Source organism: Citrobacter sp. S55_ASV_140 (assembly GCF_018919505.1).
GTDB lineage: Bacteria > Pseudomonadota > Gammaproteobacteria > Enterobacterales > Enterobacteriaceae > Citrobacter > Citrobacter werkmanii.
The window spans coordinates 1-18727 of the sequence record NZ_JAHLQZ010000073.1 but is presented as its reverse complement, the minus strand read 5'-3'; the positions used below and the strand labels follow the sequence as shown (position 1 = coordinate 18727).

At 51.3% G+C, this 18727-nt stretch carries 16 protein-coding genes; 14 read left to right on the top strand and 2 right to left on the bottom strand.

Annotated features, from left to right (window positions below; all coding sequences use genetic code 11):
* Positions 1-333: 333 nt before the first annotated feature.
* From KQJ18_RS12870 to otsA, 5 genes are all read left to right on the top strand, one after another.
* Positions 334-1323 (top strand): arabinose ABC transporter substrate-binding protein, encoded by a 990-nt coding sequence (locus KQJ18_RS12870; protein ID WP_038641497.1) that lies wholly within the window; start codon positions 334-336, stop codon positions 1321-1323.
* A gap of 115 nt (positions 1324-1438) precedes the next feature.
* Positions 1439-2953, top strand: coding sequence for an arabinose ABC transporter ATP-binding protein AraG (gene araG, locus KQJ18_RS12865; protein WP_038641495.1), 1515 nt, complete (start codon positions 1439-1441; stop codon positions 2951-2953).
* A gap of 14 nt (positions 2954-2967) precedes the next feature.
* On the top strand, positions 2968-3954 hold the full coding sequence (araH, locus tag KQJ18_RS12860) for an L-arabinose ABC transporter permease AraH (RefSeq protein ID WP_042307755.1): 987 nt from the start codon (positions 2968-2970) through the stop codon (positions 3952-3954).
* 175 nt (positions 3955-4129) lie between these two features.
* Entirely contained in the window at positions 4130-4933 is an 804-nt protein-coding gene (otsB, locus tag KQJ18_RS12855; RefSeq protein WP_087856039.1) for a trehalose-phosphatase, read from the top strand.
* Complete coding sequence (otsA, locus tag KQJ18_RS12850; RefSeq protein WP_069323586.1) at positions 4908-6329, top strand: alpha,alpha-trehalose-phosphate synthase; 1422 nt, start codon at positions 4908-4910, stop codon at positions 6327-6329. Before otsB ends, otsA begins: the two co-directional genes overlap by 26 nt.
* A 16-nt stretch (positions 6330-6345) precedes the next feature.
* On the opposite strand, the gene uspC is transcribed toward otsA, so the two are convergent.
* Positions 6346-6774, bottom strand: coding sequence for a universal stress protein UspC (gene uspC, locus KQJ18_RS12845; protein WP_038641488.1), 429 nt, complete (start codon positions 6772-6774; stop codon positions 6346-6348).
* Positions 6775-7568: 794 nt separating this feature from the next.
* Here uspC and flhD point away from each other — a divergent pair.
* From flhD to cheW, 6 genes are all read left to right on the top strand, one after another.
* On the top strand, positions 7569-7910 hold the full coding sequence (flhD, locus tag KQJ18_RS12840) for a flagellar transcriptional regulator FlhD (protein WP_003034622.1): 342 nt from the start codon (positions 7569-7571) through the stop codon (positions 7908-7910).
* The gene (gene flhC / locus KQJ18_RS12835) at positions 7907-8491 is read left to right on the top strand and encodes a flagellar transcriptional regulator FlhC (RefSeq protein WP_170973258.1); all 585 of its coding nucleotides are present in this window, start codon (positions 7907-7909) and stop codon (positions 8489-8491) included. Before flhD ends, flhC begins: the two co-directional genes overlap by 4 nt.
* Positions 8492-8615: 124 nt before the next feature.
* A complete protein-coding gene (gene motA / locus KQJ18_RS12830) occupies positions 8616-9503 on the top strand; it encodes a flagellar motor stator protein MotA (protein WP_032939611.1) in 888 nt (295 codons plus the stop codon).
* Positions 9500-10429, top strand: a complete 930-nt coding sequence (gene motB / locus KQJ18_RS12825) for a flagellar motor protein MotB (protein WP_038641486.1) — start codon at positions 9500-9502, stop codon at positions 10427-10429. The genes motA and motB overlap by 4 nt, the downstream gene beginning before the upstream one ends.
* Positions 10430-10433: 4 nt before the next feature.
* A complete protein-coding gene (cheA, locus tag KQJ18_RS12820; protein WP_121529173.1) occupies positions 10434-12482 on the top strand; it encodes a chemotaxis protein CheA in 2049 nt (682 codons plus the stop codon).
* A 21-nt stretch (positions 12483-12503) separates the two neighbouring features.
* Complete coding sequence (gene cheW / locus KQJ18_RS12815; RefSeq protein ID WP_038641481.1) at positions 12504-13007, top strand: chemotaxis protein CheW; 504 nt, start codon at positions 12504-12506, stop codon at positions 13005-13007.
* Positions 13008-13086: 79 nt separating this feature from the next.
* On the opposite strand, the gene KQJ18_RS12810 is transcribed toward cheW, so the two are convergent.
* The gene (locus tag KQJ18_RS12810; RefSeq protein ID WP_216422077.1) at positions 13087-14346 is read right to left on the bottom strand and encodes a dicarboxylate/amino acid:cation symporter; all 1260 of its coding nucleotides are present in this window, start codon (positions 14344-14346) and stop codon (positions 13087-13089) included.
* A gap of 406 nt (positions 14347-14752) precedes the next feature.
* Between KQJ18_RS12810 and tar the strand changes: the two genes are divergently transcribed.
* The 3 genes from tar to KQJ18_RS12795 form a co-directional block, all read left to right on the top strand.
* Entirely contained in the window at positions 14753-16414 is a 1662-nt protein-coding gene (gene tar / locus KQJ18_RS12805; RefSeq protein WP_159120897.1) for a methyl-accepting chemotaxis protein II, read from the top strand.
* A 43-nt stretch (positions 16415-16457) separates the two neighbouring features.
* Complete coding sequence (tap, locus tag KQJ18_RS12800) at positions 16458-18059, top strand: methyl-accepting chemotaxis protein IV (protein WP_216422076.1); 1602 nt, start codon at positions 16458-16460, stop codon at positions 18057-18059.
* A gap of 19 nt (positions 18060-18078) precedes the next feature.
* A partial coding sequence (locus tag KQJ18_RS12795) for a CheR family methyltransferase (protein WP_216422075.1) occupies positions 18079-18727 on the top strand: 649 nt, incomplete at its 3' end.

Genomic DNA, 18727 nt, shown 5'->3' with positions numbered 1-18727 from the left:
TACTACCCATGGTAAACATTGTTTTCCCGAATGCTTCAGCATTCGGGGACAAGGATTTGCTGACTGATGTTATGGACTAATCTGCTATTCCTCTTTTTCTTCGTCGTCAAAATCGCGTTTTTTTATGTCATTTCTCGCTGAATTTATGTACGCAATTACTGTAATTCTGTGGTGTGATGCCGCTCTCTTATGGAGAATCAATTTCCCGCTAAAAATACTCTCAGCACTGGCATTGATCTTATCAATAAAAGGTAATGCCTTGTTTTACGTCCGAATTACAAAAAATCGTCTGATTTTACCCTACATAAAAGAACGTTAAAGCTGGAGTTGACCATGCACAAATTCACTAAAGCGCTGGCGGCCATCGGCCTGGCTGCCATTATGTCACAATCCGCTATCGCTGAGTCCATGAAGCTCGGTTTCCTGGTCAAACAACCGGAAGAACCGTGGTTCCAGACTGAATGGAAATTTGCCGATAAAGCCGGTAAAGACCTTGGTTTTGAGGTGATAAAAATCGCCGTCCCGGATGGTGAGAAAACCCTTAACGCGATTGACAGCCTGGCTGCAAGCGGTGCGAAAGGGTTTGTGATTTGTACGCCGGATCCCAAACTCGGGCCTGCCATTATGGCGAAGGCGCGCGGCTACGATATGAAAGTCATTGCTGTCGATGACCAGTTTGCCAACGCGAAAGGGAAACCGATGGACACCGTGCCGCTGGTCATGATGGCGGCAACAAAAATTGGTGAACGCCAGGGTCAGGAGCTGTACAAGGAGATGCAAAAGCGCGGGTGGGATGTGAAATCCACCGCGGTAATGGCCATTACCGCGAACGAACTGGATACCGCGCGCCGCCGCACTTCAGGCTCAATGGAAGCGCTGAAAGCTGCGGGCTTCCCGGAAAAACAGATATACCAGGTTCCAACCAAATCGAATGATATCCCTGGCGCATTCGACGCCGCCAACTCCATGCTTGTTCAGCATCCTGAAGTCAAACATTGGCTGATCGTGGGTATGAACGACAACACCGTGCTGGGCGGCGTACGTGCGACCGAAGGGCAAGGCTTTAAAGCGCCGAACGTGATCGGTATCGGTATTAACGGCGTTGACGCGGTGAGTGAACTCTCTAAAGGCGAAGCGACCGGGTTCTACGGTTCATTACTGCCAAGCCCGGACGTTCACGGCTATAAATCAAGCCAAATGCTCTACAACTGGGTAACGAAAGGTGCAGAGCCACCGATGTTTACTGAAGTGACGGATGTGGTGCTGATTACCCGCGATAACTTCAAAGAAGAACTGGCGAAGAAAGGTTTAGGCGGTAAGTAACATAAATGCCGGATGCGTCGCCAAAGCGTCTGATCCGGCCTACGAATTACGTACTCAGTAGGCCGGATAAGGCAAAGCCGCCATCCGGTATAAAGATCTGAATCACGGAGACGTTATGCAACAGTCTACCCCGTATCTCTCATTTCGCGGCATTGGCAAAACGTTCCCCGGCGTTAAAGCGCTTACGGATATCAGTTTCGATTGCTATGCCGGTCAGGTGCATGCGCTGATGGGCGAAAATGGCGCCGGAAAATCAACACTCTTAAAAATTCTCAGTGGTAACTATGCGCCAACGACGGGATCCCTGGCGATCCGCGGACAAGAAGTTTCGTTTGCGGATACCACAGCCGCGTTGAACGCTGGTGTCGCCATTATTTACCAGGAACTGCATCTCGTCCCGGAAATGACCGTTGCCGAAAATATCTATTTAGGGCAACTGCCGCATAAAGGCGGCATTGTGAATCGGTCGCTGCTGAATTATGAAGCGGGGCTACAGCTTAAGCATCTGGGTATGGATATCGATCCCGACACGCCACTGAAATACCTCTCCATTGGTCAATGGCAGATGGTAGAGATTGCAAAAGCGTTGGCGCGTAACGCCAAAATTATCGCCTTTGATGAACCGACCAGTTCCCTGTCGGCACGCGAGATTGAGAATTTGTTTCGCGTTATCCGTGAGCTGCGCAACGAAGGGCGCATCATTCTGTATGTCTCGCACCGTATGGAGGAGATTTTTGCCCTTAGCGATGCCATTACCGTATTTAAAGATGGGCACTACGTTAAAACGTTTACGGACATGCAGCAGGTCGATCACGACGCGCTGGTGCAGGCGATGGTAGGGCGTGACCTTGGTGATATTTATGGCTGGAAATCCAGGCCTTATGGCGCAGAGCGCCTGCGTTTGCATGAGGTCAAAGCCCCTGGCGTGCGCACGCCGATCAGTTTATCGGTGCGTAGCGGTGAAATCGTCGGACTGTTTGGGCTGGTGGGCGCTGGACGTAGCGAATTAATGAAAGGCTTGTTTGGCGGCACGCGTATCACCGCAGGCCAGGTGTTTATTGATGAACAGCCAATTGATATTCGCAAACCGAGCCACGCCATTGAAGCGGGGATGATGCTGTGCCCGGAGGATCGCAAAGCTGAAGGGATTATTCCGGTTCATTCGGTGCGTAACAACATCAACATTAGCGCGCGTCGTAAACATGTATTGGGGGGATGCGTGATCAATAACGGCTGGGAAGAAACCAATGCCGATCACCATATTCGTTCGCTCAACATCAAAACACCGGGGGCGGAGCAACTGATCATGAACCTCTCTGGTGGTAATCAACAGAAGGCTATTCTTGGCAGGTGGTTATCGGAAGAGATGAAAGTGATTTTGCTGGATGAACCTACCCGCGGCATTGATGTGGGCGCCAAGCATGAAATTTATAACGTGATTTATGCCCTTGCGGCGCGCGGCGTGGCCGTGCTGTTTGCATCCAGTGACCTGCCAGAAGTTCTCGGTGTCGCCGATCGTATCGTGGTGATGAGAGAAGGCGAGATTGCCGGGGAGTTACTTCATGAACAGGCGGATGAACGCCAGGCGTTGAGCCTTGCAATGCCTAAAGTCAGCCAGGCTGTGGCCTGAATAAGGAGAGTATGATGTCTTCCGTTTCTACATCGGGTTCAGGTGCTGCGAAATCGGCGCTAAATCTTGGCCGCATTTGGGATCAATACGGGATGCTGGTGGTGTTCGCGGCATTGTTCCTGGTTTGTGCCATCTTCGTGCCAAACTTTGCCACCTTCATCAACATGAAGGGGCTGGGACTGGCGGTATCGATGTCGGGTATGGTCGCATGTGGGATGCTCTTTTGCCTGGCATCCGGTGACTTCGACCTGTCCGTTGCATCCGTCATTGCCTGTGCGGGGGTTACCACTGCCGTGGTCATCAACATGACCGAGAGCCTGTGGATTGGCGTCGCTGCCGGGCTGTTGCTGGGGATTTTATGCGGTCTGGTGAATGGGTTTGTGATTGCACGGTTAAAAATCAATGCCCTGATCACCACTCTGGCGACGATGCAGATTGTCCGCGGTCTGGCCTACATTATCTCTGACGGTAAGGCGGTCGGGATTGAAGACGAGCGTTTCTTCACCCTTGGCTATGCTAACTGGTTCGGGCTGCCGGCACCTATCTGGATAACGATCGTTTGTTTCATCGTATTTGGCTTACTGTTGAATAAAACCACGTTTGGTCGTAACACGCTGGCTATTGGGGGGAATGAAGAGGCTGCGCGCCTGGCCGGGGTTCCGGTTGTTCGCACCAAGATTATTATCTTTATTCTTTCCGGTCTGGTATCCGCAATTGCCGGTATTATCCTCGCATCGCGCATGACCAGCGGTCAGCCAATGACCTCAATCGGTTATGAGCTGATCGTGATTTCTGCATGTGTATTAGGGGGCGTTTCGCTGAAAGGCGGCATCGGAAAAATCTCATATGTGGTCGCCGGGGTATTAATTCTGGGGACGGTTGAGAACGCGATGAACCTGCTGAATATCTCTCCTTTTGCACAGTACGTCGTACGTGGTCTCATCCTGCTGGCGGCGGTAATCTTCGACCGTTACAAGCAAAAAGCGAAGCGTACCATTTAATGATTTAAGCCCTAACTTTTTAGTCTAGCCTCAGCTAATCGCCAGCCGCTACCCGGCTGGCGATTGTTTTTCCAAATGGCGAGCATGGTCACACTGTCTATACTTATATCCGTCATACATCATCTATACGGCGCGATCCGCGCGGCGTACAAACCATGATGAGGAGGATAACCGGGTGACAGCATCACTGACATTACCCCCTGAACAATCTGCAAACTGTGCTTATTTTTTTGATCTCGATGGGACACTGGCTGAGATCAAGCCCTATCCTGACCAGGTCGTTGTCCCTAAGACAATCCTGCAATTATTACATCAGTTGGCGACGCATAACGCGGGTGCGCTGGCATTGATTTCAGGGCGCTCGATGGCTGAGCTTGACGGCCTCACCACTCCCTTTCGTTTTCCGCTTGCCGGAGTGCATGGGGCAGAACGCCGTGACATCAATGGTCAAACCCATATAGTGCGCCTGCCCGCGGGTATTGAACGTGAAGCCGGCGCGCTGTTACAGACGGCGTTGTCGAAACTGCCTGGCACGACGCTGGAAGCAAAAGGTATGGCTTTCGCGCTGCACTATCGCCAGGCGCCAGAGCATGAAGCAGCGCTGGTAACGCTGGCGGAATGCATCACGCATACATGGCCGCAGCTTGCATTGCAGCATGGAAAATGTGTCGTTGAAATAAAACCGAAAGGTACGAATAAAGGCGATGCAATTGCTGCATTTATGCAGGAAGCGCCTTTTGCCGGACGGATCCCCGTATTTTTCGGTGATGATCTAACGGATGAAACCGGCTTTGAGGTAGTTAACCGCGCAGGCGGTATTTCAGTGAAGGTGGGGAGCGGGGCGACGCTGGCGACATGGCGTCTGGATGGCGTCAGCGATGTCTGGCGTTGGCTGGAGCAAATTAACTCTTCGCAGCAACAATCGAATACAACAAACAACAGAAGAGGTGACTATGGGTCGTTTAGTCGTAGTATCTAATCGTATCGCCTCGCCAGATGACAAAGGGAGCGCAGGTGGGCTCGCGGTCGGTGTGTTGGGCGCGTTAAAAACTGCTGGTGGATTGTGGTTTGGCTGGAGTGGCGATATCGGTAATGAGGATAAACCGTTAAAAAAGGTCACTCGTGGCAATATTACCTGGGCCTCGTTTAATTTGAGCGAGCAGGATTATGAAGAGTATTACTGTCAGTTTTCGAATGCCGTTTTATGGCCTGCATTCCACTACCGGTTGGATTTAGTTCAGTTTCAGCGCCCGGCCTGGGAGGGGTATCAGCGGGTTAATGCCTTGCTGGTAGATAAACTGCTGCCGCTGCTGAGCGAAGATGACATTATTTGGGTTCATGATTACCACCTGTTACCGTTTGCCTACGAGTTGCGTAAACGCGGCGTGAATAATCGCATCGGTTTTTTCCTGCATATCCCTTTTCCGACGCCGGAAATTTTTAACGCGCTCCCTCCACACCAGGCTCTGCTTGAGCAGATGTGTGATTTTGATTTACTGGGTTTCCAGACCGAAAACGATCGCCAGGCTTTTCTGGACTGTCTGGCTGTCCAGACTCAGGTAACTACCCACAGCGATAAGCGCCACAAAGCATGGGATAAAGCGTTTCGCACAGAAGTGTATCCAATTGGCATCGAGCCGGAGGAAATCGCACGCCAGGCCTCAGGTCCTCTGCCGCCAAAAATGGCGCAGTTAAAGGCAGAGCTTAAGAATGTGAAGAATATATTCTCCGTTGAGCGTCTGGATTACTCCAAAGGCTTGCCAGAGCGCTTCCAGGCCTATGAGGCGCTGCTGGAGCATTACCCGCAGCACCATGGCAAAATTCGCTATACGCAGATAGCGCCAACCTCGCGCGGAGAGGTGCAGGCCTACCAGGACATTCGCCATCAACTGGAGACAGAGGCCGGGCGGATTAACGGTAAATATGGGCAGTTGGGCTGGACGCCGCTTTACTATCTGAACCAGTATTTTGACCGCAAATTGCTGATGAAAATATTCCGCTATTCTGACGTAGGGTTAGTGACGCCATTGCGCGATGGTATGAACCTGGTGGCGAAAGAGTATGTGGCTGCACAGGATCCGGCCAACCCCGGCGTTCTGGTGTTATCGCAATTTGCCGGGGCGGCGAATGAGTTAACTTCTGCGCTTATTGTGAATCCTTATGACCGGGATGAAGTGGCTGGCGCACTTAACCAGGCGCTGACAATGTCGCTTGCTGAACGTATCTCTCGTCATGCTGAAATGCTTGAGACTATCATTAAAAACGATATCGACAACTGGCAGGCGAGATTTATATGCGATCTAAGAAAAGTTACGTCGCGTCAGAGTAAGCGCCAGTTGTCAGACAGTGTGCCTTCCTGTTCGAAACTGGCGTAACGACCTGAAGACGGTATTAATCTCCAGCCAGAGGAACCAGCAGAACATCCACCTGGCTGGCGCCGACCACGCTTTTTGCTGAGCACGAAGCGCGCGAAAAGAAGCTCTGGTTATGGTTGCCGTAAATGACCAGATCGACTGCGTGTTTACGGCAAACGTCGAGAATATGTTCATTCAGTGCCCCATAGGTAATAAAAGTATGCTCGATGGGGTACTGGGCTTCTTTGCTGAGTTTATCGATAAAATCCTGGGTCTCCTCTTGCATGAGTTCACGCAGGTCTTCCAGCATGGGGGCGGCAAACTGGTTATACATTTCTGGGTCTGAGACCAATGTGATCAGGCTAATACGGGCGTTGACAGGGCGAGCGATAGAAACTGCCTTGGCTAACAATTGCTGGCTTTCAGGGGTGGCGGCAACCGCCACCAGAATGTGCGCATAGCTCATAACTCGCTCCTTTTTTTCAAGAATTATGAGAGAACTTTTCTGCTTTACTCAGCTTACTCCATACTGCAACGTTTCTCCCCAGGATAGTGTGAATCCCATCATTATTATTCATTAATTATTCTTATAAATAGAATAATCGCTTCATATAAATTGCAAATAGGTTCTGGTCACTTAAGTAAAACTCACCGCCAATGAAAACAATGTGTTAATAAAAAATAAACAAATATTAACATTTGACGGGTTATCACTGCGCGGTATTAATTAATCACCCTTAATATTTAAGTTATTGTTTATAAACAATTTAATTGAAAAGTCGTTTTACATAAAATATGTGATCCAGCTCGCTATTTCATAGTGTGATATTAACGTTTGTGAACAAAATACTATTCGCTTTTATTGCAAGAATATTCGTACGCCAGGAATCGAAAAGATGAATGTCGGTTTAAAAAATAGGCAAAGTAAAAGCTACGCTGATGGATTTATGTTAAGTGTTTAGCTGATTTATGTGATCTGCGTCACATATTCTTTAAATTCGCAGCACGGTTCCGTTGTATGTGTAACTGGCGGCGGGTAGAGTTGCGTCGAATTAGGAAAAATCTTAGACAATTGTAAGAATTGATGTGAGCTTGTAAGAAGTGCGCATTCTTCAAAAGGGCTGATTTACACAACGTGTATGTGTCGTCACGCTGCTATGTATTTGACCTTTTGCTTTTTTTTTACCGGGACTTCCCGGCGACATCACGGGGTGCGGTTTTACCGCATGAAAATAATGTTGGTTATTATGGATGCAAATAATGCATACATCCGAGTTGCTGAAACACATTTATGACATCAATTTGTCATATTTATTGCTTGCACAACGTTTGATCGTTCAGGACAAAGCATCTGCGATGTTTCGCCTTGGTATCAGCGAAGAGATGGCGGACACGTTGGCAACATTAACTCTTCCTCAAATGGTCAAACTGGCTGAAACAAACCAACTGGTGTGTCACTTCCGTTTCGACGATCACCAGACTGTTACTCGCCTGACGCAAGACTCCCGCGTTGACGATCTCCAGCAAATTCATACCGGCATCATGCTTTCTACGCGACTGTTAAGCGACATCGATGATGCCGCGCGCAAGAAAAGGGCTTGATGATGAGCGAAAAAAGCATTGTTCAGGAAGCGCGTGATATCCAGTTGGCAATGGAATTAATCACATTGGGCGCCCGTTTGCAAATGCTGGAAAGCGAAACGCAATTAAGTCGTGGTCGTCTTATCAAGCTGTACAAAGAATTACGCGGCAGTCCTCCGCCAAAAGGGATGCTTCCTTTCTCCACCGATTGGTTTATGACGTGGGAACAAAATATCCATGCCTCGATGTTTTGCAATGCATGGCAATTCCTGCTCAAAACAGGGTTGTGTAGCGGTGTGGATGCCGTAATTAAAGCGTATCGTTTATATCTTGAGCAGTGTCCGCAGCAGGAAGATGGTCCACTGCTGGCGTTAACTCGCGCATGGACGCTGGTACGTTTTGTCGACAGCGGATTGCTGGAATTGTCCACATGCAACTGCTGCGGCGGGAACTTTATCACCCACGCACACCAACCCGCAGGCAGCTTTGCCTGCAGTTTATGCCAGCCGCCATCACGGGCCGTAAAAAGACGTAAACTTTCCCAGAATGCTGCCGATATTATTCCACAACTGCTGGATGAACAGATCGAACAGGCTGTTTAACTGATACGGTGTGGATAAACACTCCAGCAGCGGTAAGCGATTACCGCTGCTTTTTTTTGTCCTGACCTCAAGTTAACTTCCCGACTGCGCATCCTGTCATAGTCAATTGCGAAAGGATGATGTCGTGCTTATCTTATTAGGTTACCTGGTTGTTATTGGTACAGTTTTCGGCGGTTACATGATGACCGGCGGACACCTTGGGGCACTCTATCAACCGGCTGAGCTGGTGATTATCGGTGGCGCAGGTATTGGGGCATTCATCGTCGGCAATAACGGAAAAGCCATTAAGGGAACGATGAAAGCGATCCCGATGCTTTTCCGTCGTTCGAAATACACCAAAGCGATGTATATGGATCTGCTGGCGCTGCTATATCGCCTGATGGCCAAGTCACGTCAGCAGGGCATGTTCTCGCTCGAACGTGACATCGAAAACCCTAAAGAGAGTGAAATCTTCGCCAGCTATCCACGCATTCTTGCGGATGCCGTGATGCTTGATTTTATTGTCGATTATCTGCGACTGATCATCAGCGGCAACATGAATACGTTTGAGATTGAAGCGCTGATGGACGAAGAAATTGAGACTCATGAGAGCGAAGCCGAAGTTCCGGCTAATAGCCTGGCGATGGTTGGCGACTCGCTACCGGCATTCGGGATTGTGGCGGCGGTCATGGGCGTTGTCCATGCGCTGGCTTCCGCCGATCGCCCGGCGGCTGAACTGGGTTCGCTGATTGCGCATGCGATGGTGGGGACATTCCTCGGTATTTTACTGGCCTATGGCTTTATTTCTCCACTTGCCAGCGTCCTGCGTCAGAAAAGCGCTGAAACCACCAAGATGATGCAGTGCGTGAAGATAACGCTGCTCTCCAACCTGAATGGTTACGCCCCGCCGATTGCCGTCGAATTTGGTCGTAAGACATTGTATTCCAGCGAACGTCCTTCGTTTATCGAACTGGAAGAGCATGTTCGTGCGGTGAGAAATCCAGCTGCGCAGCAGACGACCGAGGACGCATGAAAAATCAGGCCCATCCCATTATCGTCGTAAAGCGACGCAAACATAAAGGTCACGGTGGTGGGGCGCATGGTTCGTGGAAAATCGCCTACGCCGATTTTATGACCGCGATGATGGCCTTCTTTCTGGTGATGTGGCTCATTTCCATCTCCAGCCCTAAAGAATTGATCCAGATTGCCGAATATTTCCGTACTCCACTGGCTACCGCGGTGACAGGCGGCAATCGTATTTCGAATAGCCAAAGCCCCATCCCTGGTGGAGGGGATGATTACACCCAGCAGCAGGGAGAAGTGCACAAGCAGCCGAATATTGATGATTTGAGAAAACGCATGGAGCAAAGCCGTTTAAGCAAACTTCGCGGCGATCTCGATCAATTGATTGAATCGGACCCTAAACTGCGTGCGCTGCGCCCGCATTTGAAAATTGATTTAGTTCAGGAAGGGCTGCGTATTCAGATTATCGACAGTCAGAACCGACCAATGTTTAAGACCGGCAGTGCTGAAGTTGAGCCGTATATGCGCGATATCCTGCGGGCCATTGCGCCAGTGCTCAACGGCATCCCTAACCGAATCAGTCTTTCCGGACATACAGACGATTACCCTTACGCCAACGGTGAGAAAGGGTACAGCAACTGGGAACTGTCTGCCGATCGCGCTAATGCGTCGCGCCGCGAGCTGGTTAGCGGCGGTCTGGATGATGGAAAAGTATTACGGGTGGTAGGCATGGCCGCCACGATGCGTCTGAGCGATCGCGGTCCTGAGGACGCCATCAACCGCCGTATTAGCCTGCTGGTTCTCAATAAGCAGGCAGAAGAGGCCATTTTGCATGAAAACGCTGAAAGCCAGAATGAGCCGGTAAGTGTCTTACAACAGCCAGCGGAACTTCCGCCGGCAAGCGTTCCCACATCGCCACCAGCCAATCCGAGGTGATAGCGTGAGCATGGATATTAGCGATTTTTATCAGACTTTTTTTGATGAAGCCGACGAACTGTTGGCCGACATGGAGCAACACCTGCTCGATTTGGTTCCTGAAGCCCCGGATTCCGAACAGCTGAATGCCATTTTTCGTGCCGCGCACTCGATAAAAGGCGGGGCGGGCACCTTCGGCTTTACCATTTTGCAGGAAACGACCCATCTGATGGAAAACCTGCTGGATGAAGCACGGCGTGGCGAGATGCAGCTTAATGCCGACATTATCAACCTGTTTTTGGAAACGAAAGATATTATGCAGGAACAGCTCGACGCCTATAAAAACTCAGAAGAGCCGGATGCCGCCAGCTTTGAGTACATTTGTAATGCGTTACGACAGTTAGCGCTTGAAGCAAAAGGTGAAACCTCAGCCGCGCTCGTCAATACCGCAAAGCTGAGCGTTGTTGACGGGGCGGCGATGCAGGAAGAAACCGTTGCCAATCCCGCTCCGGCCAGTAAAGAGGTCAAGAAACGGATTATTCTCTCGCGCCTGAAATCCAGTGAAGTCGATCTGCTGGAAGAGGAGCTAGGAAATCTGGCGACCTTAACCGACGTGGTGAAAGGAAGCGATACGCTGTCTGCAACACTGGATGGCAACCTTGCGGAAGATGACATTATTGCGGTGCTTTGCTTCGTAATTGAAGCGGATCAGATTGAATTCGAAACCGTCAGCGCAGCGCCCGTGGCGGTTGATGCGAAAGCGGAAACTGAAGCGGTAGCCGTAGTCGCGACGCCGCAGCCGGTTGCCGTCGCGCCTGCGGTTAAAACCGCCGCCAGTGAAGCGCCACACGCCCGCGCGGAACGTGATAAGCCTGCCCGCGCCAGTGAATCAACCAGCATCCGCGTAGCGGTTGAGAAGGTTGATCAGCTCATTAACCTGGTCGGTGAACTGGTTATCACCCAGTCAATGCTGGCCCAGCGTTCTAATGAACTGGATCCGGTCAATCACGGCGATCTCATCACCAGCATGGGGCAGTTACAACGTAACGCCCGTGATTTGCAAGAGTCGGTGATGTCGATTCGTATGATGCCGATGGAGTACGTGTTCAGCCGTTTCCCACGCCTGGTCCGCGACCTGGCGGGTAAATTGGGTAAACAGGTTGAGCTGACGCAGGTGGGGAGTTCAACAGAACTCGATAAAAGCCTGATTGAACGCATCATCGATCCATTGACGCACCTGGTGCGTAACAGTCTGGACCACGGTATTGAACTGCCGGAAAAACGTCTCGAAGCCGGGAAAAGCCCCATCGGCAATCTGACGCTTTCCGCCGAACACCAGGGCGGGAATATTTGTATTGAAGTGACCGATGATGGCGCTGGTCTGAACCGCGAACGAATCCTCGCCAAAGCCATCTCCCAGGGGATGCCGATCCACGAAAACATGAGCGATGACGAAGTCGGTATGCTGATTTTCGCCCCGGGCTTCTCGACGGCTGAACAGGTGACGGATGTCTCTGGTCGCGGTGTGGGGATGGACGTGGTGAAGCGAAATATCCAGGAGATGGGCGGCCATGTTGAGATCCAATCGAAGCAAGGACAGGGGACGACCATCCGAATTTTGCTGCCGCTGACCTTGGCGATCCTTGACGGGATGTCCGTACGCGTGGCGGACGAAGTCTTTATTCTGCCGCTGAATGCCGTGATGGAGTCACTGCAACCGCGCGAAGAAGATCTCCATCCGCTGGCCGGAGGAGAGCGCGTTCTGGAAGTGCGTGGCGAATATTTGCCGCTGGTTGAATTGTGGAAAGTCTTCGAAGTTGAAGGCGCAAAAACCGAAGCAACGCAGGGCATCGTGGTGATTTTACAAAGCGCAGGTCGTCGCTATGCGCTGCTTGTCGATCAGTTAATTGGCCAACACCAGGTGGTGGTCAAAAACCTGGAAAGCAACTACCGCAAAGTGCCAGGTATTTCTGCTGCAACGATTCTCGGCGACGGTAGCGTCGCGTTGATTGTTGATGTGTCTGCATTGCAGGGGTTAAACCGCGAACAACGTGTGGCGATCACAGCCGCCTGATTGAGTAAGAAAGGGAATAATATGACCGGTATGAGTAATGTAACTAAACTGGCCGGCGAACCGTCAGGTCAGGAATTCCTCGTGTTTACGCTGGGGGATGAAGAGTACGGTATCGATATCCTGAAAGTGCAGGAAATTCGTGGTTACGATCAGGTAACCCGCATTGCTAACACGCCAGCGTTTATCAAAGGCGTTACAAACCTGCGCGGTGTGATTGTGCCGATTGTTGATCTGCGCGTGAAGTTTAGCCAGAGCGATGTGGATTACAACGAAAACACTGTGGTGATTGTACTGAATCTGGGGCAACGGGTGGTTGGGATTGTGGTTGACGGCGTATCTGACGTGCTGTCGCTGACAACCGATCAAATCCGACCGGCACCGGAATTCGCGGTCACGCTGTCAACGGAATATCTGACGGGTCTGGGCGCGCTGGGAGAGAGGATGCTGATTCTGGTCAACATTGAGAAACTGCTGAACAGCGAAGAGATGGCGTTGTTAGATATTGCCGCCGCTCATATGGCGTAAATAAGTAAACATATTATCCGGCCTACAATAATTGCTGTTGTAGGCCGGATAGGCGTAGCGCATCCGACACCTTTCCTTCTTACGCTTCCCGTTCAACCAGTTCCGGTTCTTCTTCCAGTAAACCTTCATCCTGTGCCAGCATCGCCGTTGCAATCCCGTTACCTAATACGTTGATCGCTGAGCGCCCCATATCGAGGAAATGGTCGATACCCATCAGTAACAAAATTCCTGCAACCGGAATATTAAAGCTTGGGATGGTTGCCGCCAGCACCACCAGCGCAGAACGCGGTACACCGGCAATCCCTTTGGACGCCAGCATCAGGGTCAACATCAGGACGGTGATTTCTGCAAAGGAGAGATGGATATTGTAGGCCTGTGCGATAAACATAGAAGCAAATGAGCAGTAGACCATAGAACCCACCAGGTTAAACGAATAACCGATAGGCAGTACAAATGACACGATATTAGGCGAGCAGCCAAATTTGGTTAATTGCTCCAGCGTTTTCGGATAAGCGGCTTCGGAACTGCTGGTGGTGAAGGCGACCAGCACCGGGTCTTTCAGCATGCTGACCAGACGGAACACCTCTTTTTTCAGCATCACATAACCCACGGCCAGCAGGACCAGACAGGTCAGCAAAATGGCCACATAATAACCGCCAATGAACGACGCGTAGTTGAGCAGGATCCCCAGGCCCTGGGTGGAGATAACGGAAGATATTGCGGCAAAAATAGCCAGCGGCGCAACATACATCACGTAACCGGTCACCTTCAGCATAATGTGGGAGACGACATCCAGCGCGGCAACCAGCGGGGCGTTAAATTTTTCGCCGAGCGAAGCACCACCGATGCCGAAGAACATCGAGAACACGACGATTTGCAGAATCTCATTGTTGGCCATCGCCTCAGCGATGCTGGTGGGAATGGTATGCGTCAGAAAACCTTTCAGGCTCATACCCCCTACGGCCAGGCCGGTATCGGTGGCTTCCAGCGGGATCGCCAGGTTCAGGCCGCTGCCGGGTTGTTCGAGGGAGACCACAAACAGACCGACCAGAATAGACAGAATAGAAGAGCTGATAAACCAGATCATCGCTTTGCCACCCACGCGCCCGATGGTTGAGGTTTCGCCCAGGCGCATAATACCCACGGTCAGGGTGCTGAAGACTAAAGGCGCAATCACCATCTTAATCAGGCGCAAAAAGATGTCGGTGAGAAGCGTAATATTTTCGGCCCAGGCGGTAACAACGCCGGGCGAGGCATAAGAGTGGATCCCTGCACCCGACAGGATCCCCGCCAGCATGAAGATCACAATAAACAACGTGAGTTTGTTTGCATTTGCCACTAAAAAGCCCTCAGTAAGGATTTAACATTTATTGTTCGGTTACTCATTTTTTATACTTATTAAGTGGTAACGAAATATTCATCATATAAATTGGATTAAAGCGTAATCGGATACAACTTTTTTTAATTTTTTATTCATTTTGTTGTGGTATTTAGGAAGAGGATATGTGATCTGAATCACGAAAAAGTGCCTGATTGTTCTCATCTGACCTTAAAAACAGGCAGATATGAATGTTATTTACATGATAATTATGATGTTTTTATGTGAATAATTTGTGGTGGCTGTTTAACTGCTGCTCAGTGGTTCTGCCTGACTGTATTTCCCTCCCGTATTTCCCTTTCGCAAACGTAAAGTTATCTCAGCGAGTGCCGATAACGTTGATAACTCGTTTTCAGGAAGGTGCCTTATGTTTAACCGTATCCGCGTTGTCACAATGCTGATGATGGTGCTGGGGGTTTTCGCACTGCTACAGCTTGTTTCCGGTGGTCTGTTGTTTTCTTCATTGCAGCAGAATCAGCAAAGTTTTGTTATTTCTAACGATCTTCGACAGCAGCAAAGCGAACTCACCTCGACATGGGATCTGATGCTGCAAACACGAATTAATTTAAGCCGTTCTTCCGCGCGTATGATGATGGATGCGTCCAATCAGCAAAGCAGCGCGAAAAACGATCTGCTAAAGAATGCGAAAGCATCGCTGGCGCAGGCAGAAACGCATTACGCAAAATTTAAAAACATCACGCCGTTGCCGGAGATGGCAGAAGCCAGCGGCAACGTTGATGAGAAGTATCAGCAGTACCATGCGGCCTTAGCAGAACTGGTCCAGTTTCTGGAAAACGGCAATATGGACGCCTATTTCGCGCAACCTACTCAGGGAATGCAAAACGCGCTCGGCGAGGCGTTGGGCAAGTATGCCAGCGTGAGCGAGAAGCTTTACGTTCAGGCATTCGATCAAAGCGCGCGTGATTACCACTTCGCCCAATGGCAGCTCGGCATTCTGGCCGTGGTGCTGGTGCTGATTCTGGTGGTGGTGTGGTACGGCATCCGTCATACCTTGCTCAACCCTCTGGCGCGCGTTATTGCTCATATCCGTGAGATCGCCAGCGGTAATTTAACCGCGACGTTGACGGTCCACGGACGTAACGAAATTGGTGAGCTGGCCAGTACGGTTGACCATATGCAGCGTTCGCTGACGGAAACCGTCACCCTGGTACGTGAAGGTTCTGATGCGATTTATTCCGGTACCAGCGAAATTGCCAGTGGTAACACCGATCTTTCATCCCGTACTGAGCAACAGGCATCTGCGCTGGAAGAGACCGCCGCCAGCATGGAACAACTGACCGCAACCGTGAAGCAAAACGCGGATAACGCGCGTCAGGCTTCTCAATTGGCGAAAAGCGCCTCTGATACCGCACAACATGGCGGCAAGGTGGTTGATCGCGTGGTGAACACCATGCATGAAATTGCCGATAGCTCGAAGAAAATTGCCGACATCATCAGCGTCATCGATGGCATTGCTTTCCAGACCAATATTCTCGCACTGAATGCGGCGGTTGAAGCGGCGCGTGCCGGTGAGCAAGGGCGTGGTTTTGCTGTGGTCGCAGGCGAAGTGCGTAATCTGGCGAGCCGTAGTGCGCAGGCGGCGAAAGAGATCAAAGCATTGATTGAAGACTCTGTTTCCCGAGTGGATACCGGTTCTGTCCTGGTAGAGAGCGCCGGGGAAACTATGAATGACATCGTCAATGCGGTGACGCGGGTGACCGACATTATGGGGGAAATCGCCTCCGCTTCAGACGAACAGAGCCGCGGGATAGATCAGGTTGCGCTCGCAGTATCTGAAATGGATCGTGTGACGCAACAGAACGCCTCGCTGGTTCAGGAATCGGCCGCCGCAGCGGCAGCGCTCGAAGAACAGGCCAGTCGCTTAACCCAGTCGGTGTCGATTTTCCGTCTCGCGTCACGCCCGACGTCGGCTAAACCCCGTGATACGCGGTTACCTGCGGCGGCGACTGCGACTGCATCATCTCCGCGCCAGAATAGTGAACAAGATACGAATTGGGAAACATTTTGACTGGTAGTTAAACCGCGGCCTGCGCCGCCCGATGGGAGCGTTGATGTTTAATCGTATTCGAATTTCGACCACGCTGTTTTTGATTTTAATCCTCTGCGGTGTTTTGCAGATTGGCAGTAATGGCTTGTCCTTCTGGGCATTTCGGGACGGTTTTCAAAACCTGAATCAGGTCGAACGGAGTAACCAACAACGCGCTGCGCTGGCCCAAACCCGCGCTGTGTTATTACAGGCCAGTACGGCCCTTAATAAGGCAGGAACGCTGACTGCACTGAGCTATCCGCCAGAGGATATCAAAGCCTTGATGACGCTTGCGCGTGATAGCCTGGCGCAGTCCGAGTCAATGTTTAAACGCTTTATGGCGACGTCGGATACCACAGAACAAGAGAAGACGCTGATTGGCGCGACGGAGAAAAGCTTTAGCCAATGGCACAGCGATCTGGTTCATCAGGCAACCTGGCTTGAGAACAACCAATTGTCAGATTTTCTGACCGCGCCGGTGCAGGCTTCGCAGGCTGCTTTTGATGCGAATGTTAATGCGTGGCAGAGCAACATCGACCGCGTGTTGCACACAGCAGGGGATCTCAGCCAGCGAAATTATCATATGTCGGGGATGATTTTCGCCGTCATGGTGGTACTGGCGGTGCTGTTAACCAGTGCGGCGTTGTACTGGTCGCGCAAGATGATTGTCCAGCCGATGGCGATTATCGGCAGCCATTTCGACAGCATTGCCGCAGGTAACCTGGCACGGCCTGTAGCAGTTTATGGTCGCAATGAGATCTCGGCCATTTTTGCCAGTCTGAAGAAGATGCAGCAGGCGCTGCGTGAAACAGTGAGTGAAGTTCGCCAGGGTAGCTCAGCCATGCACAGTGGCATTTCAGAGATCGCGATGGGCAATAACGATTTGTCTTCACGAACTGAACAGCAGGCGGCTGCACTGGCGCAAACGGCCGCCAGTATGGAACAACTCACTGCCACCGTTGGGCAGAATGCGGATAACGCGCGCCAGGCTTCAGGAATTGCTAAAAATGCGGCAGACACAGCCCATAAAGGCGGCGAACAGACGTCGCGGGTCGCCAGTACTATGCATGAGATTTCCGCCAGCTCGCAGAAAATTGGCGACATTATCGGGGTGATTGACAGCATTGCCTTTCAGACCAATATCCTGGCGCTGAATGCCGCTGTAGAGGCTGCCCGAGCGGGGGAACAGGGGCGCGGTTTTGCCGTTGTTGCTGGAGAAGTGCGCAATCTGGCCAGCCGGAGCGCACAGGCAGCAAAGGAAATTAAGGGACTGATTGAGGAATCTGTCACCCGGGTTCATCAGGGATCGCAGTTGGTCGATATGGCGGCGCGCACGATGACAGAAATTGTCAGCTCTGTGACCCGGGTGAACGACATCATGGGGGAGATTGCCTCGGCGTCTGATGAACAGCGCAGAGGTATTGAACAGGTGGCGCAGGCCGTCAGCCAGATGGACTCCGTGACGCAGCAAAACGCCGGGCTGGTGGAAGAAGCCGCATCCGCCACCGGACAACTCGCCACGCAGGCCGATCATCTTTCTGCCTGTGTCGCATTTTTTAAGCTTGAAGAGCAAAACGTAGCAAAACAAGAGTTGGCGCAACCGCAGGTTGTGCCCGTTGTATCCTGAATGTGATTGAGAAGGCGCTATGACATCATCTCTGCCCTCCGGGCAAACGTCATTATTGTTACAGATGACACAGCGCCTCGCGCTGTCTGACGCGCATTTTCGTCGGATATGTCAATTAATCTACCAGCGTGCGGGGATCGTACTGGCCGACCATAAGCGGGACATGGTTTATAACCGCCTGGTCCGCCGCCTGCGAACCCTGGGTCTGGATGACTTTGGTCGCTATCTCAGCATGCTGGAAGCTAACCAGAACAGTGCTGAGTGGCAGGCTTTTATTAATTCTCTGACCACCAACCTGACCGCGTTTTTTCGCGAAGGGCATCATTTTCCGGTGCTGTCGGATCATGCTCGTCGGCGTAGCGGTGAATACCGCGTCTGGAGCGCGGCGGCGTCAACCGGAGAAGAGCCGTACAGCATCGCCATTACGCTCGCCGATACCTTAGGTATGGCGCCGGGCCGCTGGCGTGTTTTTGCCAGCGACATTGATACCGAAGTGCTGGAAAAGGCGAGAAGCGGTATTTACCGCCTTGATGAGCTAAAGACGCTGTCACCCCAGCAGTTGCAGCGTTATTTCATGCGCGGCACCGGACCGCATGAAGGGCTGGTACGCGTCCGGCAGGAACTGGCGGGGCATGTTGAATTTTCCAGCGTGAATTTACTGGATAAGC

What these genes read in the sequence shown, in the direction of transcription:
- KQJ18_RS12870 (WP_038641497.1), top strand. Translation starts at nt 334, where the DNA reads ATGCACAAATTCACTAAAGCGCTGGCGGCCATCGGCCTGGCTGCCATT.
- araG (WP_038641495.1), top strand. Translation starts at nt 1,439, where the DNA reads ATGCAACAGTCTACCCCGTATCTCTCATTTCGCGGCATTGGCAAAACG.
- araH (WP_042307755.1), top strand. Translation starts at nt 2,968, where the DNA reads ATGTCTTCCGTTTCTACATCGGGTTCAGGTGCTGCGAAATCGGCGCTA.
- otsA (WP_069323586.1), top strand. Translation starts at nt 4,908, where the DNA reads ATGGGTCGTTTAGTCGTAGTATCTAATCGTATCGCCTCGCCAGATGAC.
- uspC (WP_038641488.1), bottom strand. Translation starts at nt 6,774, where the DNA reads ATGAGCTATGCGCACATTCTGGTGGCGGTTGCCGCCACCCCTGAAAGC.
- flhD (WP_003034622.1), top strand. Translation starts at nt 7,569, where the DNA reads ATGCATACATCCGAGTTGCTGAAACACATTTATGACATCAATTTGTCA.
- motB (WP_038641486.1), top strand. Translation starts at nt 9,500, where the DNA reads ATGAAAAATCAGGCCCATCCCATTATCGTCGTAAAGCGACGCAAACAT.
- cheW (WP_038641481.1), top strand. Translation starts at nt 12,504, where the DNA reads ATGACCGGTATGAGTAATGTAACTAAACTGGCCGGCGAACCGTCAGGT.
- tar (WP_159120897.1), top strand. Translation starts at nt 14,753, where the DNA reads ATGTTTAACCGTATCCGCGTTGTCACAATGCTGATGATGGTGCTGGGG.
- tap (WP_216422076.1), top strand. Translation starts at nt 16,458, where the DNA reads ATGTTTAATCGTATTCGAATTTCGACCACGCTGTTTTTGATTTTAATC.